The organism is Paraburkholderia xenovorans LB400, assembly GCF_000013645.1.
GTDB classification, from domain to species: Bacteria; Pseudomonadota; Gammaproteobacteria; order Burkholderiales; family Burkholderiaceae; genus Paraburkholderia; species Paraburkholderia xenovorans.
Window position 1 is genome coordinate 2,475,954 of the sequence record NC_007952.1, and the last position, 25,730, is coordinate 2,501,683.

The 25,730-nt window shown below is 62.4% G+C and carries 23 protein-coding genes; 13 read left to right on the forward strand and 10 right to left on the reverse strand.

All coding sequences use genetic code 11. The features are described 5' to 3' along the window. Positions 1–224: 224 nt before the first annotated feature. Both BXE_RS32930 and BXE_RS32935 read left to right on the forward strand, forming a co-directional pair. Positions 225–1,136 (forward strand): LysR family transcriptional regulator, encoded by a 912-nt coding sequence (locus BXE_RS32930; RefSeq protein WP_011492454.1) that lies wholly within the window; start codon positions 225–227, stop codon positions 1,134–1,136. A 5-nt stretch (positions 1,137–1,141) separates the two neighbouring features. After that, entirely contained in the window at positions 1,142–2,374 is a 1,233-nt protein-coding gene (locus BXE_RS32935; RefSeq protein WP_011492455.1) for an NAD(P)/FAD-dependent oxidoreductase, read from the forward strand. On the opposite strand, the gene BXE_RS32940 is transcribed toward BXE_RS32935, so the two are convergent. Beyond that, the gene (locus BXE_RS32940) at positions 2,371–3,279 is read right to left on the reverse strand and encodes a LysR family transcriptional regulator (RefSeq protein WP_011492456.1); all 909 of its coding nucleotides are present in this window, start codon (positions 3,277–3,279) and stop codon (positions 2,371–2,373) included. The genes BXE_RS32935 and BXE_RS32940 overlap by 4 nt on opposite strands. 148 nt (positions 3,280–3,427) lie before the next feature. Here BXE_RS32940 and BXE_RS32945 point away from each other — a divergent pair, with 148 nt between their 5' ends. Then, on the forward strand, positions 3,428–4,411 hold the full coding sequence (locus tag BXE_RS32945; RefSeq protein ID WP_011492457.1) for an aldo/keto reductase: 984 nt from the start codon (positions 3,428–3,430) through the stop codon (positions 4,409–4,411). Here BXE_RS32945 and BXE_RS32950 read toward each other — a convergent pair. Further along, entirely contained in the window at positions 4,408–5,859 is a 1,452-nt protein-coding gene (locus BXE_RS32950) for a putative bifunctional diguanylate cyclase/phosphodiesterase (protein WP_040124510.1), read from the reverse strand. The two genes, BXE_RS32945 and BXE_RS32950, sit on opposite strands and share 4 nt — an antisense overlap. 312 nt (positions 5,860–6,171) lie before the next feature. On the opposite strand from BXE_RS32950, the gene BXE_RS32955 reads away from it, so the two are divergent. The 4 genes from BXE_RS32955 to BXE_RS32970 all read left to right on the forward strand — a co-directional run bounded on the left by BXE_RS32955 (position 6,172) and on the right by BXE_RS32970 (position 11,067). Continuing rightward, positions 6,172–7,122, forward strand: coding sequence for a LysR family transcriptional regulator (locus BXE_RS32955; protein WP_011492459.1), 951 nt, complete (start codon positions 6,172–6,174; stop codon positions 7,120–7,122). Between the two features lie 240 nt (positions 7,123–7,362). Beyond that, complete coding sequence (locus tag BXE_RS32960) at positions 7,363–9,612, forward strand: TonB-dependent receptor (RefSeq protein WP_011492460.1); 2,250 nt, start codon at positions 7,363–7,365, stop codon at positions 9,610–9,612. Between the two features lie 10 nt (positions 9,613–9,622). Then, the gene (locus BXE_RS32965; RefSeq protein ID WP_011492461.1) at positions 9,623–10,387 is read left to right on the forward strand and encodes a tetratricopeptide repeat protein; all 765 of its coding nucleotides are present in this window, start codon (positions 9,623–9,625) and stop codon (positions 10,385–10,387) included. Next, positions 10,384–11,067 carry a Fe2+-dependent dioxygenase gene (locus BXE_RS32970; protein ID WP_011492462.1) on the forward strand — a complete coding sequence of 228 codons (684 nt, stop codon included), beginning with the start codon at positions 10,384–10,386 and terminating at the stop codon, positions 11,065–11,067. The genes BXE_RS32965 and BXE_RS32970 overlap by 4 nt, the downstream gene beginning before the upstream one ends. Before the next feature lie 97 nt (positions 11,068–11,164). On the opposite strand, the gene mctP is transcribed toward BXE_RS32970, so the two are convergent. Both mctP and BXE_RS32980 read right to left on the reverse strand, forming a co-directional pair. Continuing rightward, entirely contained in the window at positions 11,165–12,646 is a 1,482-nt protein-coding gene (gene mctP / locus BXE_RS32975) for a monocarboxylate uptake permease MctP (RefSeq protein WP_011492463.1), read from the reverse strand. Further along, positions 12,643–12,840 (reverse strand): DUF3311 domain-containing protein, encoded by a 198-nt coding sequence (locus BXE_RS32980; protein WP_007177944.1) that lies wholly within the window; start codon positions 12,838–12,840, stop codon positions 12,643–12,645. The genes mctP and BXE_RS32980 overlap by 4 nt, the downstream gene beginning before the upstream one ends. A gap of 259 nt (positions 12,841–13,099) precedes the next feature. Here BXE_RS32980 and BXE_RS32985 point away from each other — a divergent pair, with 259 nt between their 5' ends. The 3 genes from BXE_RS32985 to BXE_RS32995 are packed head-to-tail and all read left to right on the forward strand — an operon-like array spanning position 13,100 to position 15,740. Further along, positions 13,100–14,509 (forward strand): cache domain-containing protein, encoded by a 1,410-nt coding sequence (locus BXE_RS32985; RefSeq protein ID WP_011492464.1) that lies wholly within the window; start codon positions 13,100–13,102, stop codon positions 14,507–14,509. Positions 14,510–14,511: 2 nt separating this feature from the next. Next, the gene (locus BXE_RS32990) at positions 14,512–15,168 is read left to right on the forward strand and encodes a response regulator (protein ID WP_011492465.1); all 657 of its coding nucleotides are present in this window, start codon (positions 14,512–14,514) and stop codon (positions 15,166–15,168) included. Between the two features lie 5 nt (positions 15,169–15,173). Then, positions 15,174–15,740: a hypothetical protein gene (locus tag BXE_RS32995; RefSeq protein ID WP_011492466.1), complete on the forward strand. Its 567-nt coding sequence runs from the start codon at positions 15,174–15,176 to the stop codon at positions 15,738–15,740. A 16-nt stretch (positions 15,741–15,756) separates the two neighbouring features. On the opposite strand, the gene cls is transcribed toward BXE_RS32995, so the two are convergent. The 4 genes from cls to BXE_RS33015 form a co-directional block, all read right to left on the reverse strand. Further along, positions 15,757–17,019 (reverse strand): cardiolipin synthase, encoded by a 1,263-nt coding sequence (gene cls, locus BXE_RS33000; protein WP_011492467.1) that lies wholly within the window; start codon positions 17,017–17,019, stop codon positions 15,757–15,759. A 146-nt stretch (positions 17,020–17,165) separates the two neighbouring features. Continuing rightward, positions 17,166–17,651, reverse strand: a complete 486-nt coding sequence (locus tag BXE_RS33005) for a hypothetical protein (protein ID WP_011492468.1) — start codon at positions 17,649–17,651, stop codon at positions 17,166–17,168. Between the two features lie 22 nt (positions 17,652–17,673). Further along, a complete protein-coding gene (locus BXE_RS33010) occupies positions 17,674–18,549 on the reverse strand; it encodes an H-NS family nucleoid-associated regulatory protein (protein ID WP_040124506.1) in 876 nt (291 codons plus the stop codon). A gap of 503 nt (positions 18,550–19,052) precedes the next feature. After that, on the reverse strand, positions 19,053–20,126 hold the full coding sequence (locus tag BXE_RS33015; RefSeq protein ID WP_011492470.1) for a DUF6765 family protein: 1,074 nt from the start codon (positions 20,124–20,126) through the stop codon (positions 19,053–19,055). A gap of 346 nt (positions 20,127–20,472) precedes the next feature. Here BXE_RS33015 and BXE_RS33020 point away from each other — a divergent pair, with 346 nt between their 5' ends. Then, complete coding sequence (locus BXE_RS33020) at positions 20,473–20,703, forward strand: hypothetical protein (RefSeq protein ID WP_007177952.1); 231 nt, start codon at positions 20,473–20,475, stop codon at positions 20,701–20,703. Between the two features lie 48 nt (positions 20,704–20,751). On the opposite strand, the gene BXE_RS33025 is transcribed toward BXE_RS33020, so the two are convergent. Together BXE_RS33025 and BXE_RS33030 are read right to left on the reverse strand one after the other, a co-directional pair. After that, entirely contained in the window at positions 20,752–21,213 is a 462-nt protein-coding gene (locus BXE_RS33025) for a DUF488 domain-containing protein (protein WP_011492471.1), read from the reverse strand. Positions 21,214–21,312: 99 nt separating this feature from the next. Beyond that, positions 21,313–21,729 (reverse strand): FKBP-type peptidyl-prolyl cis-trans isomerase, encoded by a 417-nt coding sequence (locus tag BXE_RS33030; RefSeq protein ID WP_040124503.1) that lies wholly within the window; start codon positions 21,727–21,729, stop codon positions 21,313–21,315. A 284-nt stretch (positions 21,730–22,013) separates the two neighbouring features. On the opposite strand from BXE_RS33030, the gene BXE_RS33035 reads away from it, so the two are divergent. After that, positions 22,014–24,662: a ligase-associated DNA damage response DEXH box helicase gene (locus tag BXE_RS33035; protein WP_011492474.1), complete on the forward strand. Its 2,649-nt coding sequence runs from the start codon at positions 22,014–22,016 to the stop codon at positions 24,660–24,662. Beyond that, positions 24,659–25,321, forward strand: coding sequence for a ligase-associated DNA damage response endonuclease PdeM (gene pdeM / locus BXE_RS33040; RefSeq protein ID WP_011492475.1), 663 nt, complete (start codon positions 24,659–24,661; stop codon positions 25,319–25,321). Before BXE_RS33035 ends, pdeM begins: the two co-directional genes overlap by 4 nt. The last annotated feature ends 409 nt before the right edge of the window (positions 25,322–25,730 follow it).

Sequence of the window (25,730 nt, forward strand, 5' to 3'; positions counted from 1 at the left end):
GCTGCGCAGTGGCGTCACACAGAACGCCGAACGCAGGAGTCAGCCGGACGTTCCGGAGTCTAGGCGCGCGAGTCGCCGGCATTGTTCGCCCGCACGGAATTGAGAAAGCGTCCGCGCCGAACCAGCCGGCTTCGACCTGCCATCCGGACGACTCCATGTAAGATGAACGCCCGCCTCAACGCGCCTGTGGACGGCGCTGCGCGAACCCGGACAGGTGCCCGTTCATGGACAAACTTCAAGCGATGGCGACCTTCGTACGCATCGTCGAGGCTCAGAGCTTCAGCAAGGCTGCGGAGACACTTTCGCTGCCTCGTTCGTCGGTCACCACGACCATCAAAAGTCTCGAACGGGAGCTGGGGACCACGCTGCTCCGCCGCAGTACCCGCACGCTGAGTCTGACGGACGCGGGCGAGCGGTATTACATGTCCTGCCGGGCGATTCTCGCGGAGATCGCACGAGTGGAAGGCGAGTTGTCCGCCGACACTGCGAGCCCGCGCGGACGTGTGCGCGCCGATATGCCGGGAGTCATCGGCCGCGCAATGGTATTGCCGAGGCTGCACGAATTCGCCCAGCGCTTTCCCGGCATCGAGCTCGTGCTGGGTCTGAGCGACCGGCCCGCGGATCTGATCTACGACGGCATCGATTGCGTGATCCGCACCGGCGAACTGGCGGATTCGAGCCTGACGGCCCAGCGGCTGGGCGAGCTGAGCTGGATCACCTGCGCCTCGCCGCGTTATCTGAAAGCGCATGGCGAGCCCGCAACCGTCAGTGCGCTCAACGATCACCACGCCGTCAACTACATCTCGAACGCGACCGGCCGCCCGCTCGACTGGCGCTTCCATGTGCAGGGCGAAGACCTCGCGATTGCCATGCAAAGCCGCTTCGCGGTGAATGAAACAGAGGCCTATCTGCAGTGCGGACTGGAAGGACTCGGACTCATCCAGCTCTCGGAGTTCGTCGCGCTGCCCTATCTGAAATCAGGACGTCTGAAAGAAGTGCTGGCAACCGCGCGATCTTCGGCGGTGCCGGTCTCGATCATGTATCCGCATGGTCGAAATGCAAGCGGCGCGACCCGAACGTTTGTCGACTGGATCGCGGAAATCTTCGAACAAAGTGACTTCAAGCGAGGCACGTAAATAGAATGAAATTCGATACCGTTGTGCTCGGGGCGGGCATTGTCGGCGTGTGCATTGCCGTGCATCTGCAGAAACGCGGCCGCCAGGTCGCGCTGGTCGATCGCAAGCTGCCCGGCAATGAGACGTCGTTCGGCAATGCCGGGCTGATCCAGCGCGAGGGCGTTTATCCGTATGCATTTCCGCGCGGGTTCGGCACGTTGCTTCGCTACGCGCTCAACCAGTCGCCGGACGTTCGCTACCATGCGGACGCCATCTTCAGGACCGCGCCGTTCCTGTGGCAATACTGGCGCAACTCTCACCCGGCGAGACACGCCGCCATTGCGAAGTCGTACGCCACACTGATCGAGCATTGCGTGAGCGAGCACCGCGCGCTCGCCGCCGACGCCGGCGCGAGCGCGCTGCTGCGCCCGATCGGCTGGATGAAAGTGTTTCGCACGGAAGCGGTTCGGGACGACGAGACGCGCGTTGCCGAACGGTGGCATCGGGAATACGACATCGAGTTCGAAGCGCTCGACGCCGCGCGCCTGCAGCAGCTCGAACCCGATCTCGACAAGACGCTCCTCGGCGGGGTGCGCTATCCGCAATCCGATTCCGTGAGCGACCCCAACGCGCTCGTCACCGCGTATGCGAAGTATTTCGAGGCGCTGGGCGGCCGGTTTTTCACCGGCGACGCGGACACCCTTCGCGACGGCTGGCAGGTCGATACGGATGCGGGAACGATCTCGGCTTCATCCGCGGTCGTGGCACTGGGGCCGTGGTCGGATCGGGCAACTGCGCGATTGGGTTATCGCCTGCCGCTGGCGGTCAAGCGCGGATATCACATGCACTACGCGCCGCAGGGGGCGGCCCGTTTGCATCACCCGGTGCTCGATGCGGAGAGCGGCTACGTGCTGGCTCCGATGGCGCGCGGCATCCGCCTGACGACGGGCGCCGAGATCGCCGATCTCGACGCGCCGAAAACGCCGGCGCAACTCGCCGCCGTCGAACCGATTGCCCGCACGCTGTTTCCGCTGGGCGAACGTCTGGACGACGAACCCTGGATGGGCCGGCGCCCTTGCACGCCGGACATGATGCCGATCATCGGGCCCGCGCAAAAGCACGACGGCTTGTGGTTCGCATTCGGCCACGCCCATCATGGGCTGACGCTGGGTCCGATAACCGGCCGCCTGATTGCCGAAATGATGACCGGCGAAGCCACCGTGGTGGACCCGCGGCCGTTCAGCGTGGAACGGTTCTAATCGCGAGCCTCGCCTTTCGCCCACTCCCGCACTGACTGCGCGAACAGCCGGAGCGCCGTCGGCGGATGGCGATTGGCGGGGTAATAGAGGCACAGTCCAGGAAACGAAGGACTCCATTCGGCAAGCAACTGCACGAGCCGGCCCGAAGCCAGATACTCCGCCGCCAACTGGTCCGACACCCAGGCAATGCCGATGCCGGCCAGCGCCGCCTCGACCATCAGGTTCAGATTGCCGAGCGTCATGGGACCGTCGACGTCGACGCTGGCGCCTTTGCCGCGATATTCGAGGTCCCAACGGTAGAGCGCGCCGCTCTCGAAACGGAAGCGGATACAGCGGTGCCGCGCGAGATCGTGCGGCGCCTTCGGCTTTCCGTTGCGCGCCACGTAATCCGGTGAAGCCACCGCGATAAACCGCATGTCCGGGCCGAATCGCGTGGCGATCATGTCGCGCGGCACGTCCTGCAAGACCCGGATGCCCGCGTCGAAACCGTCGGCCACGATATCCACGAGCCGCGTATCCACGACGAATTCCACGTGAATGTCAGGATAGGTCGCGAGGAAACCGGGCAGCACGTGCTGAACCAGCGGTCTCGCCGCAGATTCGGACGCGCTGATGCGGATCGAGCCCGACGGGCGATTGCGCGCGGAAGCTGCTTCGTTCACGGCGTCTTCGAGATCGGCGATCGCCGGGCCGACGCGCCGCAGAAGCTGTTCGCCCGCTTCGGTCAATGCCACCGAGCGGGTCGTGCGGTTGAAGAGCCGCACGTCGAGACGCGCCTCGAGTCCACGCATGGCATGGCTGAGCGCCGATGGCGAAACGCCCAGCGTGCGCGCCGCCGCGCTGAAGCTGCGCTGGTGGGCAATCGCGACGAAAGCAGTGAGTTCGGACAGGCCGGCGCGCAGCATAGATGAATTCCCCTCATAACCCCTTGCCATTCTAGCCGTATTGTTGAGCGGAGCACATCAGCCTAAGCTTGAGGCCGATGAACATCGCGCGACGCGTCCGCCTCTACTGGCGGAGCGGCACGCGCGGCATCCGCAAAGGAGAAAGGACGTGCAAAAACGCAAACTGGGCAACGGCGGTCTCGAAGTGTCGGCAATCGGTCTCGGGTGCATGGGCTTGAGCTTCGGCTACGGTCCCGCCACGGAGAAAGCCGCCGGCATCCAACTGATTCGGGCCGCTTACGAGCAGGGTGTGACCTTCTTCGACACCGCCGAGTGCTACGGGCCGTTCGTCAACGAGGAACTGGTCGGCGAAGCCGTGGCGCCGTTTCGTGACCACGTCGTGATCGCCAGCAAGTTCGGCTTTCAGGACGGCGACACGAAGAAACCGACCGACAGCCGGCCCGAGAATATCCGTGCCGTGGCCGACGCTTCGTTGAAACGCCTCAAGACCGATCGTATCGACCTGTTCTACCAGCATCGCGTCGATCCGAACGTGCCGATCGAAGATGTCGCGGGCACGGTCAAGGACCTGATCCGGGAAGGCAAGGTGAAGCACTTCGGTTTGTCCGAAGCGGGCGAGCTGTCGATCCGCCGGGCACACGCGGTGCAACCGGTGGCCGCGTTGCAAAGCGAATATTCGTTGTGGTGGCGCGAGCCTGAACACAAGGTGCTGCCCACCCTGGAAGAACTGGGTATCGGCTTCGTGCCGTTCAGCCCGCTCGGCAAGGGCTTTCTGACCGGCGCGATCGACGCGGACACCACCTTCGACGCAACCGACTTCCGCAACCTCGTGCCGCGCTTCTCCGAAGAAAACCGCAAGGCCAATGCGGGCCTCGTCGAAGTGCTGGGCCGGCTCGCCGACTCGAAGGGCGCCACGCGTGCGCAGATCGCGCTTGCCTGGCTGCTCGCCCAGAAGCCGTGGATCGTGCCGATTCCGGGGACGACCAAACTGCATCGCCTGCAGGAAAACGTCGGCGCGGCCGCGCTCGAACTGTCGGCCGATGACCTGAGCGCGATCGAAGCCGCGCTGCGGCCTATCGAAGTGGCGGGCGATCGCTATCCAGCGCAATGGCAGCAGCGTGTGGATCGCTAAGGATTGCTTTGCGGCACGGCGCACCATTTATTGCCGAGGTCCGCGTCCGACAACGCGTCGGCGAATTCAGCCGGACTGGCGGGGCGGCTGAACAGGTAGCCCTGCAACATGTCGCAACCCATCTCGAAGAGAGCCGTTGCCTGCTCGCGCGTTTCCACGCCCTCGGCTGTCGCCGTCATGCCGAGGGCGTGCGCCATTGTCACCACGGCATGCGTGATCGCAACCGACTCGCGATCGTGCGGCAGGCTCTGAATGAAAGAGCGATCGATCTTCAGATTGTGCAAGGCGAAGCGTTTCAGATACGACAGCGACGCATAGCCCGTACCGAAGTCGTCGATAGAGAGCCTGACGCCGAGTTTCACAAGCGCCGCCACGGTCGCCGACACAGCCGGCTCGTCCGGCATCAGCCCACGCTCGGTGATTTCCAGTTGCAGCGCCGATGCGTCGAGCCCGCTGCGTTCGAGGCACGCGGCAACGTGCCGCACGAGATGTTCGTTGAACTGCAGCGGCGAAATGTTCACGGAGACAGCCACATGCGGCGCAAAACTCCAACGCCATTGACCGGCCTGGGCGCAGGCCTGTTCCAGCACCCAGTCGCCGATGCTTTCCATCAGGCCCGCCTCCTCGGCAACCGGTATGAACTCGGCGGGCGCGACGTCGCCCAATTCGCCGCTGGTCCAGCGCAGCAGCGCTTCGGCGCCCACCGTCTCGCCCGAAGCGCTGTCCACTATCGGCTGATAAACGAGCTTCAGTTCGCCGGCGGCGCGCGCGTGGCGCAATAACGTTTCGATCCTGAAGCGGCGTTGCAACTGGTCTTGCATGTCTTTGTTGAAAAATTCCGCGCGGCCGCTCTGCTTCGCGCGACGCATGGCGGAGCCGGCGTCGCGAATCAGCGCGGAGGCGTCGCGAGTGTCATGAACAGAGCGGGCCATGCCGATCGACACGCCCAGGTAATACTCAGCGCCGGCAACCTCGAACGGCACGGCAAACAGGTCGAGGATGCGCTGCGCGAATGCGACGAGCGTCAGCGGATTGCCGTGGTCGTCGGCGACGATGAGGAATCCGTCGCTACCGATGCGTCCCAGCAGGCCTTGCTGATCCATCAGGCCGGCGAGCCGGCTCGCGGCGTCGCGCAGAATGCTGTCGCCGAGATCGTAGCCACCGATGTCGTTGATCTTGCTGAAGCCGTCGAGGTCGATGAACAGTACCCCAACGCGCGCGGCGCGCGGCGATTTCAGCAACTGCTGAAGGCACTCGGCAATATAGACGCGATTGTGCAAACGCGTGAGCGAATCGAGCACCAACGCATAGCCCGAGTGATGAACGGCGTTCGGCTGAACAGGATTCGAGCCGTGACGCACAGGCAGTGCGGCTTCGTCGTGAGGCAAGCGGGAGACTGAATCCCGTCCACTCACTTTCATGCGCGCAATAGTCGCAGGGAGAGTCATCTTTGCACTCCTGTGCTTGATACTTCAACCGGGGAAGATAGCCGGAAATGCATCGGACGACCGCTTCAGTGTCCACCGCTCCAACCACTATGCATGAGCGAACATCTTTTGATCCGCATCGCGAATTGACAGATGGAACAGGAGCATGGAGACTTCGGCGAGCGGCATGATGTGAAACACCTCGGGGGCTGGAAGTTGTGATAGTGCTGTCACGATATCCCGGCGTCGCCTGCGCGAAAACGGCTTGTGCGGGTGAACGCGTAAAGCAGAGGTGAACACGCTGCCGCATGCCGCACGAACCACTCAATCAAAATGAAAATTCATCAGTTACGTGCGCTTGTTGCCATCGCAGACGCGGGCAGCGTTCGCGGGGCCGCGAGGCTGCTCAATTCCTCGCCCGCGGCGGTCACTCAGAGTCTTCAGTATCTGGAAGAAGCCGTGCGAATGCAGCTCGTCGCGCGTACCTCATCAGGCGTGACAATGACGGCGAGTGGCCAGACACTGCTGGCTCATGCGCGGCTTATCGTCGCGCAAATGACGCGTGCCCATCAAGCTGTCGACGCGATGCGCGGCGATCCCCGCGGACGCCTCTCCATTGCCGTGACGGCATGGGTGGCGATGACGTTTCTTCCGGAGGCGGCTGCGCGCTTTCGCGAAAGGATGCCGGATATCCAGCTGGAGGTATTCGAAGGCTTGCTCGCCATCGCCAACCCGCGATTGCGCGACGGCAGCCTCGACATCTTCGTCGGCAGGCAATCGCCGGGAACGGCCGGCTGCGAGTTCAACTACCGGCCGCTGTTTTCTTCGAGCCTCGCGATCGTCGCACGGCAGGATCATCCGCGTGCGGACAGCCGGTCGCTGACCGATCTGCTCGATCTCGACTGGCTCGTTGCACTGGACTCCGAAACAGAAGGACAGGCGCCATACAGGATGTTCGTGCGGCACGGCCTGCGCGCGCCGCGCAGTATTCACTTTCTTCACTCGTTGACGGTCGCCCTGCCGCTGCTCAAGCGCATGGACATGGTGAGCATCTTTCCGTGGCCGCTCATCGAGTTGTGCGCGGCTCGCGACGGCCTGTGCGCGATTCCCGTTCGGGAACAGCTCGACGATTCGACAGTCGGGATCATCACGCGCGCCGGTGAGCCCACGGATGCGGCGGCGAGTTGCTTCATCGATTGCCTGATCGAAACGATTCGCGACGAATCCTGGGCCCGAACGCCGGACACGCTGCGCGCCACGCATTCAGTCGAAATACTGGTCTAAAGTCTTCCGTTACAGCCGCCAACTTGCAGCTTACGTCGCCCAAATCTTGAGATCTTGCGGCGAACACTCCTTTCTCCGACCCTGCCGGCTTCCAGATATCTCAAAATTTTAATTGCGAACGCTTCTCAATTACAGCCAGATTGCATAGAATGCTCGTCGAAAACACTTTGTAATAAATTCGAAACGCCCGGGTAAGGAATGCGATGCCTTCCCGGTCAACCACTCGACGGGGAACAAAAAATGAAGTTGCGGTCCGACGAACCGAAGCTCAGCAAAATCAGCACTGCGTTGTGCAGCATGTTGGCTGCCGGCCCTGCCTTCGCACAAAGCACGGCGGGCACGGCGCCACCCGACAAGGAAGGCCGGCTCGAGCCGATCGCCGTACAGGGCCAAGCGGACCACGGCTTCAAGACGGATCATTCGGCTTCGGTGAAATTCACCGCGCCGCTGCTCGATACGCCGAAGTCGGTGACCGTGATCCCGCAGGAGCTGATCCAGAGCACCGGCGCATCGACGCTGACCGAAGCACTGCGCACCGTGCCGGGCATCACGTTCGGTGCCGGCGAAGGCGGCAACCCGCTCGGCGACCGGCCCTTCATTCGCGGCTACGACGCGCAGGGCAGTACCTTTGTCGACGGCATGCGCGACATCGGCGCCACGACCCGCGAAGTGTTCAACATCGAGAGCATCGAAGTGACCAAGGGCTCGGACGGCGCATACGGCGGGCGCGGCGGCGCGGGCGGCAGCATCAACCTGATCACCAAGACCCCGCATCTGGGCAACTCCGCCGACGGCAGCGCGGGCCTCGGCACCGACCGCTACCGCCGCTTCACCGCCGACGGCAACTGGCAGATGGCCGATCACGCGGCATTCCGCCTGAACGTGATGAGCCACAACAACGACGTAGCCGGCCGCGACGCCGTCAACAACGAACGCTGGGGCATTGCGCCGTCGTTCACTTACGGCCTCGGCACGCCGACCCGCGTGACGGCGAGCTACTACCACCTCACGACGGACGACCTGCCCGACAGCGGTATTCCGTACTTCTACACGACCACCAACAAGCCGGCCAACGTCGGCACGATCTATCCCGCCGACGTGGACCGTCACAACTTCTACGGCCTGATCGACCGCGATTTCCGCAAGACGACCTCGGACGTCGGCACGCTGCGCATCGAGCACGACATCAACAGCGATCTGACGATCCGCAACACCACGCGCTATACGAAGTCGACCCAGGACTACATCTGGACCCAGCCGGACGACAGCCAGGGCAACGTGGTGAACGGCATGGTGTGGCGCCGCGCGAACACGCGTGCCAGCGACGTCTACAGTCTGGCGAACCAGACCGAACTGTTCGGCGAGTTCAAGACGGGTTTCCTGAAGCACAGCTTCACCACCGGCCTCGAACTCTCGCGCGAAACCAGCATGAACGACTCCTACACCGTGGCCGCGGCAACCGGCGCGATCTGCAGGACCAAAGGTATCGGCGCGGCGTCGGGCTATAACTGCACGAGTTTGTGGACGCCGAATCCGAACGACCCGTGGGCGGGTGCGGTGAACCAGACGAATGACCCGAGCAGACAGCGCACGGTCACCAAATCGCTGTATGCATTCGATACGATGGAGCTGACCCAACGTTGGCAAGCCAACGTTGGCCTGCGCGTCGACGATTACTCGACCGACTTCCGCAACACGAAGGCCAACGGCGGCAACAGCGTCTCGCGCGACGACACGTTATTTAACTACCAGTTCGGTCTCGTCTTCAAACCGGCCTCGAACGGCAGCATTTATGCATCGATCGCGACTTCGTCGACGCCGGCCGGTGCGCTGCTCGGCCAGGGCAGCGAAACGCAGTCGCTCACGCCCGGCCGTGGCGGTGTCGGCGCGAACGCCGACCAGCTCTCGCCGGAAAAGAATCGCAGCGTTGAACTCGGCACCAAGTGGAATGTGCTGAACAACAAGCTCTCGCTGACCGGAGCACTGTTCCAGATCGACACGACCAATGCGCGCGTCACGTTGCCGAACAACGAGTACGCGATGGTCGGCAACAAGCGTGTGCAAGGTTTCGAATTCGGCGTGGCCGGCCAGTTGACGAACAAGTGGCAGGTATTCGGCGGCTACACGTATATGAAAAGCGAGTTGCGCGACAACGGCAGGACCACGTCGGACAACGGCCACCAGTTCCCGAACACGCCGAAGAACAGCATCAGCCTGTGGACCAACTACGACGTGCTGCCGAAATTCACCATCGGCGGCGGCGCGTTCTACATGTCGCAGGTGTACGGCGACACGGCGAACCTGCGCGCGGTACCGTCCTACTGGCGCTTCGACGGAATGGCGGCGTACCGGATCAACAAGAAGGTCGATCTGCAACTGAACGTGCAGAACATCTTCAACCGGACTTACTACGATCAGGCGTATCCGGCTCACTATGCGTCGATCGCGGCGGGACGCTCCGCGTTCCTGACGCTGAACGCTCACTACTGAGCAGCGCCGGATGGAACAGGTGACCTTGAAAGCGCTGGCGAGCGTGTCGCACGACGAGTTCGCCGCGATTCTCGCCGGGCCGCCCGTGCAAGCCGCCGCGTGGGTCGCGGCGGCGGCGCACAACGGCATTGTCGAAGCACAGGCCGCGTACGGCCAGTATCTGCTCGACGGCCACGGCGTCGAACGCAATGCCGAAGAAGCCGTGACATGGTTTCGCCACGCGGCACGCCGCGATCATCCTATGGCGATGAACATGCTCGGCCGCTGCTACGAACATGGCTGGGGCGTTGCCGCCTGCGCACCCGTCGCGGTGTACTGGTATCGGCTCGCCGCGCAAGCCGGGCTCGATTGGGGCATGTACAACTATGCGTCGGCGTTGGCGCTCGGCAACGGTGTCGAATGCGATCGCGCGCAGGCATTGCAGTGGTTCAGGCACGCGGCCGAACTCGGCCACGTGAAGTCCATCAACTTCATCGGCAGCTTTTACGAGGACGGCTGGGCAGTCGAGGCCGACGCCGCCATCGCGCTCGACTATTACCGCCGCGCGGCGGAAGGCGGCGATTTTCGCGGCCAGTTCAACTATGCGCGGCTGCTGGCCGAACGCGGCGAAATCGACAACGCGCTGTACTGGTTGCGGCGCGTGCCGCATACGGCAACCGTGGCGTTCGTCGCGAAGATGCACACGTGGCTCGCCGCCTCGCCGGTGAGCGCGTTTCGCGCGCTGGCCCGCGACATCGACGCCGCGACGCGCCCGGCTCGGGAGTCACGCGCATGATGCTGCATCTGCAAGGCGTGCTCAGCAAACAGCAGGTCGCGCAATGTCGCGAGGTGCTGGACGCGGCGCAATGGATCGACGGCAACGTGACTTCCGGCGAACAGTCGGCGCAGGCCAAGCGCAACCAGCAACTGCCCGAAGGCTCGGCCGCCGCGCGCGCCGTTGGCGATGCGATTCAGGACGCGCTCGGCCGCAATCCGCGCTTCTTTTCCGCCGCATTGCCGCTGAAAGTTTTCCCGCCGCTCTTTAACCGCTACGCGGGCGGTGACGGTTTCGCCACACACGTGGACAATGCGATCCGCCAGTTGCGCGGCACCGACTTCCGCATTCGCAGCGATCTGTCCGCCACGCTTTTTCTTGCGGAACCGGACACTTATGAAGGCGGTGAGCTCTGTATCGAAGACACCTACGGCGTACATCGCGCCAGGTTGCCCGCCGGCGACATGGTGCTCTACCCCGCTTCGAGCCTGCACCACGTGAGCCCGGTCACGCGCGGCGTGCGGGTCGCGTCGTTCTTCTGGATTCAAAGCATGGTGCGCGACGACGGCGAGCGCGCAACGCTGTTTCAACTCGACAACGACGTGCAGCGCCTCGCCGCCGAGAAAGGTTCGAACGATGCCACCGTGGTCAGCCTCACCGGCATCTATCACAATCTGCTACGCCGTTGGGCCGACGCGTGAAACACCTGAGCGCCTTTGCACGACCGAACGGCGCCCACAATAAAAAACGCCGCGAACAGCGAAGTTCGCGGCGTTCTTCTACCAGACCGTCAATCCGTCAGGCAGTAGCCACCACTCTGCGCGGCGACAGAACCGACACGACAAAACTCACGACGATATTGGCCACCAGCGCGATCAGGCCGATATACACCGGATAGACCGCATCGCCGAGATGCAGCGCGAACACCGGCTTGAGGCCTTGGGAAATCGCCAGCCCGCTGCCGATCACAATCCCGACCAGCCAGCCGAGGAACAGACCCGGCGTGTTCAAACGACGTGTGTACAGCGAGAACACGATTGCCGGGAAGATCTGCAGAATCCACACGCCGCCCAGCAGTTGCAGGTCGATCGCGTATTGCGTCGGCAGGAACACGATGAACAGCAGCGCGCCGAACTTCACGACGAGCGAAACGATCTTCGCCGTGGAGGCCTCGCCTTCAGGCGAGATATTCGGCGAAACGAGCGGACGCCACAAATTGCGCGTGAACAGATTGGCCGCGCCGATCGACATGATGGCCGCCGGCACCAGCGCGCTGATCGCAATCGCCGCCGCCGCAAAGCCGACGAACCACGACGGGAACAGCGTGTTGAACAGCGCCGGCACCATGTCCGAGGCCGACTTCACATGCACGCCGGCCGCGATCGCCATATAGCCGAGCAACGCGATCAGACCCAGCAGCAGCGTGTACGCCGGCAGGAAGATCGCGTTCTTGCGCACCGTATTCGCCGAGGAGGACGACAGCACCGCGGTCATCGTATGCGGATACATGAACGCCGCCAGCGCCGAGCCCAATGCGAGCGACGCATACGCGGTGAACTGCGTCGGCTTCAGTATGATGCCGGTCGCGCCACCCTTGGCCTTGAAATACGTATCGGCCGCGTCGAACACATGCGCATAGCCGCCGAGTTTGGCCGGAATCAGCCACACCGCCGCGATCACGACGATGTAGATCATGATGTCCTTCACGAACGCGATCATGGCCGGCGCGCGCAGGCCGCTCGCGTAGGTATAGAGCGCGAGAATCACGAAGGCGACGATCAGCGGCATTTCGCCGGTCACGCCGAGCCCCTTGATCACCACCTGCATGCCCACCAGTTGCAGCGCGATATACGGCATCGTCGCGATAATGCCGGTCACGGCGACCGCTGCCGGAAACCACTTGCCGCCATATTCGCCCTGCACGTAGTCCGCTGCCGTGATGTGGTTTTTCGCGTGCGCGATCTTCCACAGTTTCGGCATTACCGCGAACACGAACGGATAGACGATGATCGTGTACGGCAACGCAAAGAAGCCATACGCACCCACCGAATAGACCAGCGCGGGCACCGCAATCACCGTATAAGCGGTATAGAAGTCGCCGCCCACGAGGAACCACGAAATGACCGTGCCGAACTGGCGGCCACCGAGGCCCCATTCGTGCAACTGCGTGAGATCGCCCCGTTTCCAGCGCGCGGCAAAGAAGCCGATCACGGTGACGAGAACGAAGAACGCGATAAAGACGGTCATCGCAACCGGATTCACAGGATTCAGATCGCTCATTTCACACCTCGGTACACGACGTAAATCAGTAGCGAGGTCAACGGCACCCACAAGAACTGATACCAGTAGAAGAACGGAAAGCCGGCGAACGAAGGACGCGTGTCGTTATAAAACGGCAGCCACAACAACGCGATATACGGGATCAGCAGGATCAGCCATAGCCATGAACGGCCGGCAGGTTGGGAGGTCTCCACAAACTTCTCCTAAGTCTATTATTGAAGCCGCGTGCCACGATTCGTGGTCCGGCACGCGGAAACCGGTTACCTGATATTAGTCGGCAAAACCGGAATGTGCTCTTTGCGCCGCGCAAGCGCGCGGCGGCAGGCGCAACCGCCCACAAGGCGCACTACGCCGCGGGGATGTAGTATTCGCCTTCGTAAGCGTCCTTACAAGCGCGCAACTACGTAAGCCGGCTACGTAATACTACGTAGCCCGTCGGCCGTTTTTTCAACGATGAAACTCAAAGCAAAGATTGTCCTGCTGGCCATCGTGCCCTTTCTGGCCGCCATCGCCAGCATCGAAACCGGGGTGCGCCGGGAAGCCACGGCGCTCGCCGAGACGCAGCACGCGACCACCCAGGCCGCGTACATGGCCAGCAAGGAAATAGAGCTCAAGCATTACGTGGAGCTTGCCACCACCGCGATCGCGCCGCTCTACAACGCCGGCCAGGACAATGCGCGCGACGACGCAATGCTGCGTACGCGCGCGCTCGAGACTCTGAAGAAGATGGACTTCGGCGAGGACGGCTACTTCTTCGTGTATGACATGCATGGCCGTTCGCTGATGCATCCGCGCGAGCCCGACCTCGTGGGGCGCGACCTTTGGGCGCTGCGCGATGCGCAAGGCGCGCTGACCATCCAACAACTGCTCGCCGCGGCCTCGCATGGCGGCGGCTATGTGCGCTACCTGTGGCATCGTCCGTCCACGGGCAAGGTGGCGTCGAAACTCGGCTACGTGGTGCCGCTGGAACGCTGGGGCTGGATGATCGGCACCGGCATCTATCTCGACGACGTGGACAGCACGCTCGCGCATATCGACGAACGCGCGGCGGCCAACATCGATCGTACGATGAAATGGATCGACGCGATCGCCGTGGCCGGACTCGCCGTGATCGCGCTGTGCGCGCTCGTGCTCAACGTGACCGAATATCGCAGCGCGGACGCCAAACTGAAACGGCTTGCGCAGCAGGTGGTGGAGTCGCAGGAAAACGAACGGGCGCGCCTGTCGCGTGAACTGCACGACGGCATCAGCCAGATGATGGTGTCCGTCAAGCTGCTGCTCGAATCCGCGCTGGCGCGCTTCGAGCGCAGCGAAGTGCGCGTGCCCGCGGCCGAAGCCGCGCTCACCACCAGCCTCACGCGGCTCGGCGACACCTTGCGCGAAGTGCGGCGCATTTCTCACGCGCTGCGTCCGTCGATGCTGGACGACCTCGGTGCGGCGGCCGCGCTGGAACAACTCACGCGCGAACTCAGCGAGCAGTCCGGCATCGCGATCGGCTTTACACAGATCGCCCACACCCATGCGGCGGTGTTGCCGGACACGGTCAATACCGTGCTGTTCCGGATCGCCCAGGAGGCGCTGACGAATATCGTACGTCACGCGCAGGCGTCGAGCGCGGCACTCACACTGGAAGTGTCGAGCGAGGCCGTCACGCTGAGCATCGCGGACAACGGGCGCGGCTTCGACGTGGCGCATGCCTTCGTCGGCCGGCGCTCGGGCGTGGGACTACGCAATATGCGCGAACGGCTCGAAGCGCTGGGCGGCACACTGTCGCTCAGCTCACAAGCCGGCCACACCCTCGTCACCGCACGCGTGCCGCTGGGATCGACCGAGCCGACATGGCCGGCCTTGCAGGAAACCTGATCATGAACGACACCTCACCCGCTATTGCCCGCCTGATTCTCGTCGACGACCATCCGCTCGTACGCGACGGTCTGCGCGCGCGGCTCGAAGCAGTGCGCAACCTCGAAGTAGTCGGCGAAGCCGCCAATGCGCAGGAAGCGCTCGCCCTCGCCGCGAGCGCGGAGCCCCATCTCGTGCTGATGGACGTCGGCATGAACGGGATGAACGGCATCGCGCTGGCCGGCATGTTTCACGAACGCTTTCCGGCGATTCGCGTTCTCATGCTGTCCATGCACGACAATCTCGAGTACGTGACCCAGGCGGTCCGCGCGGGCGCCAGCGGCTACGTGCTCAAGGACTCGCCGGCCACCGAAATCATTCAGGCAATCGGCGCCGTGCTGGAAGGCAAGTCGTTTTTCAGCGCGGGATTGGGGGCACGTCTGATTCAGGCCTCCGCGACGCAATCGCCGGTCGAACGGCTCACGCCACGCGAGCGCGACATTCTCGACGCGCTCGCCGAAGGCCTGTCGAGCAAGCAGATTGCTCAACGCAATGACCTCTCCGTGCGTACCGTGGAAACGCACCGGTTGAATCTGAAACGCAAGCTCGATATTGAAGGTCAGGCCGAGCTGATCAAGTTCGCGGTCGAGAACCGGCGCACACCCAACACCCGGAGTTGATCAGGATGAAACACGCGATCCAGGCGCGGCTAGCGGGTCTGCTGATGGGTTTCAGTTTCGGTTTCGGCTTCGGATTCGCCGCCACTGGCGCGCATGCCGAACCGCCGCGTCTGAATCGCGGCCACGATCCGTTCTTTCAGATCTCCAACGCGGTTAGCGGCTGTCCTGTGCCTTTGGGCCCGCTCGAAACGGAGCAGGAATGGCTCGACGACAGCCATTACCGCATCGAGCGCGGCAATAGCTGTTGGGTGGAAGGCCGCTGCCGTTTGTCGAATGCGTACCTGTACGACGTGGAAATCGCCGACGCCGTGCAGCGGCGCCTCACCAACATCAATTTCGCCACGCATTGGCGCGAACAGTCGACGCTGTGGCTGACGCTGCAACGCCGCTTCATTTATGTACAAGGCTGCGTCGCACCGGGTTTCGACAAGCAGGGCTTTTTCACCGAGCTCGCAAAAACCGCGGACGTCGAGCGCGTGATCGACGACACGACGAACGATCCGCATGCGGCACAACTCCCGTACAGGACGCTTGCGGACCCGGATAAACCGGTGCTGAATCCGGGCAATTAGCGCTTGTATTGCTTCGTTATAACTGCGTATCCAGCAGCGGCACGAACTTTTCGATCAGCTTTTCAGTGAACGGGCGATGTGTCCATGCTTCGAGCGTCACCTGCTGCGACTTCGTTAAATCGTCGGCGAAAATGGCGGTCTGCTGCTTCGCGAAGTCGCGGTCATAAATGTTCAGATTCGCTTCGTCGTTGAGCTTGAATGAACGGCTGTCGAAATTGGTGGAGCCGACCGACACCAGGTATTCGTCCACCACCAGCAATTTGCAGTGAAACATGGTCGGCTGATATTCGAACATTTCCACGCCCGCTTTCAGCAGATCGCCCCAGCACGCGCGCGATGCTTCGCGCACGGTGTGTGTATCGATGCGTTTTCCGGGCGTGATGATCCGCACTTTCACGCCGCGCTTCGCCGCTTCGACAATGGCGTTGATAGTGAGCTTGTCGGGAACGAAATAGGCGCTCGCCAGATGAATGGAGTGCGTGGCCGCCGTAATCGCCATCAGATACATCAATTGCATATCGTCGCTGCCGCCCGAAGGCGAACTGCTGAACATATGCGCGAGCCCGTCGCCCATTGGCTCGATATCGGGGAAATAGGCGGGACCGTGCAGCACATTGCCGGTAGCCTTGACCCAGTTGTCCATGAACACGGCCTGCATATGGCCGACCACCGGACCCGCCACACGGAAATGCGTGTCGCGCCAATGCTTTTCATTTTCCGCGTGACCGGTCCACTCCGGCGCAATACCCACACCACCCGTGAAGCCAATACGCCCGTCTATCACCAGCAGTTTGCGGTGCGTGCGGTCGTTCATGCGGCCAAGGCCGGTCCAGTGAGGCTTGTGATACTGAATCACCTCCACGCCCGCGTCGCGAAGCAGACTCAGATAGCGCTTGTCCATTTTCGACGAACCGACCCAGTCGAGCAGTACATGCACCGCGACACCTTCGCGCGCTTTATCCGCGAGCGCCTGTGCAATCTGTTCGCCAATTTCGCCGGACCAGTAAATGAAGGTTTCAAACGTGATGGTTTGACGCGCGCTGCGGATGCCCTCCAGCATGGAAGGAAAAATACGGTCGCCATTGAGCAGCATCTCGAAGCGATTGCCCGAGATGACCGGCGGCCCGAGCAACAAACCCATTGAGCGAAGGAATTGCGGATCGTCGCTCGCATAGAGGCGTTCGATCTTATGTTCGATCTTCTTCTCACCGCTCGATAAATTGGCAATCACCAATATGATGACGAGCGTGGCGAAGGCGGTAATGGGAATTGCCAGCATGCGTGGCCTCGATGCTATTCGGCGAGACGCGCCGCATGCGCGCCCTGCGGTTTGACGGAAACCCGGATCCCGGTCCGGCCTTTACGACGAACGCAGGACGCATTGCGCGTGCCCGTTGCAGGCCCGCGCCTTGCTACTCGGCGTCATTACCTGACCAGCGCGAATGCTTCCCGGCTGGCAATTTCACCCGCGCCGTAGACACCGACCACGGTATAGTCCGACGCCACGCACTCGAACGTGGACGCCTGAAACGTAATGACGAAATGGCGCTTTGCAGGCCCTACCGATGCAACCTCGGCAAGCTCGCCAGCAAGCGACGAATGGATGACTTCGTGAACCGAGTAACCCATCAGTCCTTGCGAAGCGAGCGGATGAATGTCGAGATCGCCGTCGCCGGGCGGACCCAGGCGATGAAACACCGCGTCCGGAAATAGCACCGTGCAGAAAGGATCGTCCTCGGCATCGAATGGTCCGAACCGTTCAAAGTCGGATTCCGCAATCGGATAAGCGACAATAACCCGGCGGTCACTGGCAACAATGAACGGTTCAGCGGCATCTTCTGCCGGACGAGGAATGCCGTCCAGCAGGACGACCTGGTCTTCCTGCTGGCGTGATTCGAGCGTGCTGGTCATCTACTTCACGACTCCGTTACGCTCATGCGCTGGCTGGCGCGGCCGAGGCTTGCGGCGTTGCCGCAGCACCTGTCGCGGCGGCTTTGCTTGTGGCTGCGCTCTTGCGAACCGGCGCTTTCCTTGCCGCTTTGGTCGCGGCAGTTTTCTTCGCGGCCGGCTTTGCCGCGCTTTTCTTTGCCGCGCTTTTCTTTGCCGCTACTTTCACGCTTGCCGCGGTGGCTTTCTTTGCAGCCGTCTTTTTGGCCGTTACCGCTTTCTTTGCGACGACCTTTCGGGCTGCAGCTTTCCTGCCTGCTACGCCGCTAGCCGCCGACTTCACTTTGCCGGCCTTCTTTGCGGCCTGCTGACCGGCATCGGCCACCGTTGCCGACGCGCCATCGATCAGGAATCTGGTGCGGTCCTTGACCGTGGCAAGCCATGCCGGCGCCGGACCGCGGCCACTCCACGTAGCGCCCGTTTTCGGATTGATGTACTTGGGCGGTTGCGCGCCTTTCGGCTGACCTTTACTCGCTTTCGCATGAGTAAGAGCAGCCTTTGCCGCCGACTTCAGTTCGCTCGCGCCTTCGATCAGGAATTGAGTGCGGTCTTTCACGCCGGCAATCCAACCCGGCGCGCGGCCATGACCCGTCCAGGTCGCACCGGTTTTATGGTCGCGGTACTTTGCAATCGCCTTGCCGGCGCCCGCGGCTTTCGCCTTGCCATTACCAGCATGGCCGTTCAAACCTCGGGCGGCACGTCTTGCCTTTGCGCGCGCTTCGATATCCGCAGTAGTGAGGCCATGTTTAAGCATCAGGTCGCGAATCTGGTCGACAGCCGCTTGTGCTTTCCTGGCAATAAGAACGTCAGCTTGCGCCTGAAGCTTTCGAAGCTTTGCCTGAATTTGCTCTAAAGTGGGCATTTGATTGCTCCTTATGTGGTAATCGATCGAACTATGCCACGAATGACGCGAGAAAGGCAGTTCGGCGTGGCTATAAATACACGAGTCCGAGTCGATCATGCATCCGGTGGAGTACGAACTTTTCTGGTTCTTTACTCCATTGCCACACTTTTCCTGTCTTTTCCTATGCCATTCCCCCCTTCTCTTCTAATGCGCATGAAGGCCACACGGGTCGGCAACAGCGTCCCGCCGGGCTGATTGGCCGCAGTGCATCGCGGCATTAGCCGCTTCTACTATAGGTAAGCATTTGAAGATTCAAAGAGTAGCAGTACATTTTTTACTGTTCAGGTATGTTGCCTCACCCTTCCCGCCGCAACCCCGCGTGACGAATCCCGCCGTGCCGCACTCAGCAGCAAAGCTCCCGGCAATCCGTAAGGGTGAACCTGAGTCAATGAAGTGACGCCGAATAGCGCCATGTTAGAACACCTCAATAGCACCGCACTTTCAGATGAAAGCTGGTTGGTTCAGGCAATCCGCAATCCGTGCGTCGGTAGAATTTCCTGTGTGGTCACGAAGCGATGCTGCTTGACCGCGTCGTGAAATAACCTGTAATCGCTTTTCTCAAAGGCTTCGGTCCACACGGGCTTGTCTCCGGTGTCGTCGCCGAACTTCAAACCGGTAGCCAGGTACTTCCAGGAGCCAGGCCCTTTGGGCACGTATTCCGGAATCGACTCTTTCAAACCCGGAATACCGCCAGCCTTCAAAACGCGGCAAATGTGCCGCAAGCGCTCGTTGTCGTCTTCGTGGCGATTGGTATTGAGCAGGTCGGTGAGCACCTCTGTGACGTCGTCCGGCATGCCGGGCTGGTTCTCGAAATCTTGCCGCCCCTCCAGATAGCCACGCACCGCCCGACACGCCATCTCGGCCGCCTGCACGAATTCCGGCAGATTATGTCGCTGGATGAATTCGTTCCTACCGTCGATGTAATGCCATTTCGCCCACGGCTGGTCAGGATAGTGCAACGCGGCGCCATGACCGACGGGTAGCGCGACGGTCAGAATATCTTCCTCGATGTGTTCGATCAGATGCTCGCTGGCGAGTTTGAGTTTGGCGAACCAGCCTTTGCGCGTACAGTCTTGCGCCTCCAGCAGATGAACCCGATTCCACGGACTTTCGATACCGGCGAATCCTTGATGCGCCCATGTATCGACGTACGTATGAAGCGTCACACCCAGCCGATGCAGTCCGGTCTCGGTGTCCCGGTGCAGGATCGCCCGCCGCACCACCTCACGCGCGACGGCGCTATCCGGCCGGCACACGGCCTTTTCGTGCAAGGTCTCGCCTTCGGCCGCCGGCAGAAAATGAAAGGGCGTCCATACCAGACGGTTCTGGTCGTCCTCCGTGGTGGCGTAGTCGAATAACTTGTGCGCCGTGGCAAAGCGTTCAAAGGTCTCGCCACCCTTGAAGCGCAATATGCCCGCGGTCGTCGCATCGTCGACGTACTGACAGGCATGCGCCACGGTGAGCGCGTCGCCCGCCGGCATTCCGGCCACGCGGGCGGCGATATAGACCACACCGTAGTGGAAGTCGATATTCATGGCAGGCGCTCCTCAACGCGCGGCGAATGACGACGGGATCTTCCTGACTGCGCGGCGAGGTAGGCGTCGCGTCGGCGCATGAGTAGATAGTAGACGACCCGGCGCACTGAAACTTTAAAAAAGTCGCGCCATTCATGATTCGTGGGCGCCCTTATGCGCGCCTCGCCACTAAATACACTTGTGACAATCAGGCGCTGGATTTTCTCGTGTTTGTTATTTGCACGGCCTGGCGACTCAGTTATGCTTTGTGCCATTGGAACATTCGTAATGCGAAAGGCACACCGGCCGGCATCACTCCGGGCCCAGGCATTCGGACCACTACACGCTAACTCAAAGGATAATTCCCGTGAAACTCGAAAACTGGAAAGAAGGTGCAAGTCCGGAACGCCGCAAGCTGATACGCAGCAAGGTTCACGTATTGCTGGCCACGATCGGCACATTGGCGTCCGTCGTCGGCATCTGCGTGGCAATTAACGGCGGCCTGGAATTCAACCGCACCAAAGTTTTCGTCGGGGTCGGCATTACGGTCATATCCACCATCGTTTATATCTCGATGCTTTTCGCGCCGTCCGAGTGAAACCCGGCCTTCTGCCGCTGCGCGAAAGTACCGCCATCGGGCCGGCGGTCACGACAGGTGGGTAATTTTCAGGCGGCTGTTCCAGCGCGAGTTCAGGTACTCGAGCGCCAGCCGCCGGTGGCAGCGGTGTGGTAAATGTTCACTGCAAAGCAGGCAGGCCGAACGGAATAGATCGACGTCCAGACTGCTTTCCACCCGGCGCTGGGCGATCAGCTCGATATAAGCGTCCGCGAAATCGTCCCACGTCAGTTCCTTGGCCTTATAGCGCTTGAACAAGTCCGGCTCGGGAGCCAGTTCGGGCATCTCCCGATAAGCTGCGCCGCACAACTTGTCGAGAAAGAAAGGCAGATCCTGTTTCTTCGCGAAGCCGGCAAGTTGCGACGTGTTGCTCAGGCGGATGTCGAGAACCGTCCGCACCTCAGCGTTTTTCAGCAAATCGAAAAACTCCTGCGCAGTCTTACCGGTGAAACCGATGGTGGCCACCGGCACGGCATTGTTTTCGTGTTTCATCACAGTGCCCCCAGAAGCGGGCAGACGCAGTGCCCGGCAAAGAAAAGCCCCGCTGCGATATCCGGAGCGGGGCTCAGTCTCAGTTCACGCCGTGCCGGCTTATTTGACGATGCCGACCAGTTCGACCTCGAACGTCAGGTCACTGTTCGGCGGAATCACGCCGACGTTGCGATCGCCGTAAGCAGTCGCAGCCGGGCAGGTCAGTTTGGCCTTGCCGCCCACTTTCATCTTCTGCACGCCTTGCGTCCAGCACGGAATCACGCGGTTCAGCGGGAACGTGGCCGGGCCGCCGTGTTTCGCCGAGCTATCGAACTCGGTACCGTTGGCCAGCGTGCCGCGGTAGTTGACCTTGACGACATCTTCGGCGGCAGGTTGGGCGCCGGTACCTTGGGTCAGATGTTCAACCACGACACCGGAAGGCAGTTTTTCGGTGGTGGGCGCGGCAGCCATCGCCGTTGAAGACAGCGCCGTTGAAGACAGAAGAGCTGCTGCGACCAATGCAACGATAGATTTCAAAGCGAGTCTCCAGATGGGTAGTGCGGCTCATTGTAACGGATCGCATCCAACGCACCAGCACGACCGCCGCGTTGGTGATCGTCGGCACGCGTCCGCAGTTGCGCTCACCTGCTTTTTCAACGCCAGATTCAGTGCGCGGGACCTCCGCATTCGAACACGAGCGGAACCGCGTACATAACTGCGAAGATTCTGTTGTGAACCACCGGCCCGGTTTGGCGGTCCACACAGGAGATCCCTTCGAGCCGTTCGCCGACACGCGAATCCAATGCTAAAGAGCGCTTCCGATGACCAAGCCGGCTGATTCCGACGAGAGCGAGGTCCCCGCTCCCTCTGCGCCGCCCGAGCGTCGGCGCGCTCCCCGGCCGCGCCGGATTCCGCGCAGCCGCGAACAGCAGGCGCGGCTCGACGCACGCGAACCGGCCTTCGAGCCGCTGCCTTTCGCCATCGACGAAACGGCCGCGCGCCGCCCCTTCGCCGACAGACTCGCGGCATGGTTCGAGACGCGCCGCTGGCAGCCATTCGAGTTTCAACACGAGGTCTGGCGAGAAATCGGCCGTGGCGCGAGTGGTTTGCTGCACGCCACGACCGGCGCAGGTAAAACCTGGGCTGTCTGGTTCGGCGCGCTGGCCGCCTTCGTGACAACGCCGACGCCGCCTGGCCGCCCGCGTGCGACCCGCGCCCAGCCCGAACCGCTCACCGTGCTGTGGATCACGCCGATGCGCGCGCTCGCTGCGGACACCGCGCGCGCCTTGCAAACTTCGGCGGCAGAACTGGCCGTGCCGTGGAGCGTCGGGTTGCGCACCGGCGATACGTCGTCCGCCGAACGCGCACGGCAAAACCGGCGCATGCCGTCGGCGCTCGTCACGACACCGGAAAGTCTTTCGCTCATGCTGACGCGCTCCGATGCACGCGACGTGCTTGCGCACGTGCGACTGGTGGTCGTCGACGAATGGCATGAGTTGCTCGGCAACAAGCGCGGCACGCAAACGCAACTCGCGCTTGCGCGTCTCGCGCATTGGCGGCCTGAATTGCAGGTATGGGGGTTGTCGGCGACGCTCGGCAATCTGCCCTTCGCCGCCGATGTATTGCTCGCCCCCGTGAAGACGCCACGCGCAAACGTGCATGGCGCGCTGCCCAAAGCGCTGATCGTCGATACGGTCATACCCGAGACCATCGAGCGGTTTCCGTGGGGCGGTCATGTGGGCATGCGCCAGGTCGGCGCAGTCGCCGAGGCGATCGGCGAAGCTCGGACTTCGCTCGTGTTTACCAACACACGTTCGCAATGCGAGGTGTGGTATCAGGCGCTGCTCGAAGCGCGGCCCGAATGGGCCGGTCTGATCGCGCTGCATCACGGCTCGCTCGATCAGGAAGTGCGCGAATGGGTCGAGCGCGGCCTCAAGAGCGGCTTGCTGAAAGTGGTTGTATGCACATCGAGCCTCGATCTGGGCGTCGATTTTCTGCCGGTGGAGCGCGTGTTTCAGATCGGTTCGCCGAAGGGCGTCGCACGTTTGATGCAGCGCGCGGGCCGTTCGGGCCACGCGCCGGGACGCCCTTCGCGAGTGACGATCGTGCCGACGCATGCGCTCGAACTGGTGGAAGCGGCCGCCGCGCGCGAGGCTGTCGCGAAGCGTCAGATAGAAGGCCGCGAAACACCGGAGAAACCGTTCGACGTGCTGGTGCAGCATCTCGTTACCGTGGCGATCGGCGGCGGGTTCGATGCGCGCGAACTGTACGGCGAGATTCGCAGTACCTATGCTTACCGGCAGTTGACGCAGGCCGAGTTCGATTGGGCGCTCGGCTTCGTGGAAGGCGGCGGCACGGCGTTGCGCGCCTACCCCGACTATCATCGCGTGGCGCGCGAAAGCGATGGGCTGTACCACGTGCCGCGCGAGGATCTGGTGCGAAGGCACCGCAACAACATCGGCACGATCGTCGCCAACGGTACCCTGAATGTCGCCTATCTCTCGGGCGGCCGGATTGGCGCCATCGAGGAATCGTTTATTTCGCGGCTCAAGCCCGGCGATATCTTTACGTTCGGCGGGCGCGCCCTCGAATTGATCCGCGTGCAGGATATGACCGCGTGGGTGCGGCGCGCCACGTCGTCGCGCGGAGCCATGCCGCAATGGGCCGGCAGCCGTATGCCGCTGTCTTCCGAACTCGCCGACGCCACGCTCACGATGCTCGCGCGCGCCGCCGCCGGCATCTACGACGAACCGGAAATGCGCGCCGTGCGGCCGCTGCTCGAATTGCAGCAGAAGTGGTCGGCATTGCCCGAACCGGGCGTACTGGTCGTGGAGTTGGTGAAAACGCGCGAAGGCCATCATTTCTTTTGCTATCCGTTTGCGGGGCGCACAGCGCATATCGGTTTGGGCGCGTTGCTCGCATGGCGCGTCGCACGCGAGCAGCCCGGCACCTTTTCCATTTCGATGAACGACTACGGCTTCGAACTGTTGTCCGCGCAACCATTCGATTGGGCAGAGAAGCTCGAAAGCGGTTTGCTCTCTCCCGAAGAACTGGATCACGACATTCTCGCGAGCCTCAATTCGTCAGAGCTCTCCATGCGGCGCTTTCGCGAGATTGCGCGCGTGTCGGGATTGGTATTCCAGGGGCATCCCGGGCAGCAGAAAAGCGCGCGGCAGTTGCAAGCGTCGAGCGGCCTCTTCTACGAGATCTTTCGCAATCACGATAGCGGCAATCTGTTGCTCAACCAGGCCGATGACGAAGTGTTGCTGCAGGAACTCGACGCCCGGCGCATTCGCACCGCGCTCGAACACATGAACACGAGCCGCCTGGTGGTCATGCGCCCGAAAAAACCGACGCCGTTTGCGTTTCCGTTGATCGTCGGACGCTTGCGGGAGAAGGTCAGTACGGAGAAACTCGCGGACCGCGTCGAGCGGATGCTGGCCGAACTCGAGAAGGCGGCCCGCACATGAAGCCGGGGTCGTTGCAGGTTGAGATCGCCAGACATTCTCTCGTGCTATCGAGCTTGCGCGCGGCTTTCGATCCGGCGCTGCGTTGTCTGCTCGTCGCCGATGTGCATTTCGGCAAGGACGCGGTGTTTCGCGCGCGCGGCATTCCGGTGCCGATCGGTTCGACCGCCGACAACGTGATGCGCCTGGATATTCTGATCGCCCAGTTCGAGCCGACCCTGCTCGTATTTCTCGGCGATCTGCTGCATGCGCGCGAGGCGCATGCCACGGAGACGCTCGAAGCTTTGCATGTCTGGCGCGCGCGGCATGCCGGGTTGCGGGTGGTGCTCGTCGAAGGGAATCACGATGTGCATGCAGGACCGCTGCCCGCGACGCTCGGCGTCGAGTATGTCGATGAGCCCTGGCGGCTCGGGCCGTGGGCGTTGTGTCATCACCCTCAGACGGTCGAGGGTGCGTATGCGCTCGCGGGGCACGTGCATCCCGTGTATCGGATTGCGACGCGCAACGATTCGGTACGGGTTCCGTGTTTCAGGTTCGGTGTGAACTGTGGCGTGTTGCCTGCGTTCGGGAGCTTTACGGGTGGGGCGCGTGAGGATGGCCGTGTGGCCGATGAGAAGGTTTTTCTGGTGGTGCAGGAAAGGGTGATCGAAGTGGCGCGATGAGGGGTTGGGTTCTGGTTTGTTGAGTTTGTTGAGATTGTGGCTCGTGGAGGTTGGTGGCTGGAGCGAGCGGACGGTGTTCGTTCGCTCGCTCCGCCTGGCATCGGAAGGGAGGCCGGTCTGCCGGCCTCCCTGCGATGGGGGAAAGTTGGCCTGTTAGTGGCCGCCCCCGCCACCGCCGCCACCACCACCACCGCCGTTGCCGCCGCCGTGACCTCCGCCATAGCCGCCGCCGTGGCCGCCTGAGCCGAAACCGCCGCCGTGGCCACCTGAGCCGAAACCGCCGCCGTGGCCACCTGAGCCGAAACCGCCGCCGTGGCCACCTGAGCCAAAGCCGCCGCCGTGGCCACCTGAGCCAAAGCCGCCGCCGAAGCCGCCACCGTGGCCTGAGCCAAAACCGCCACCGAAACCG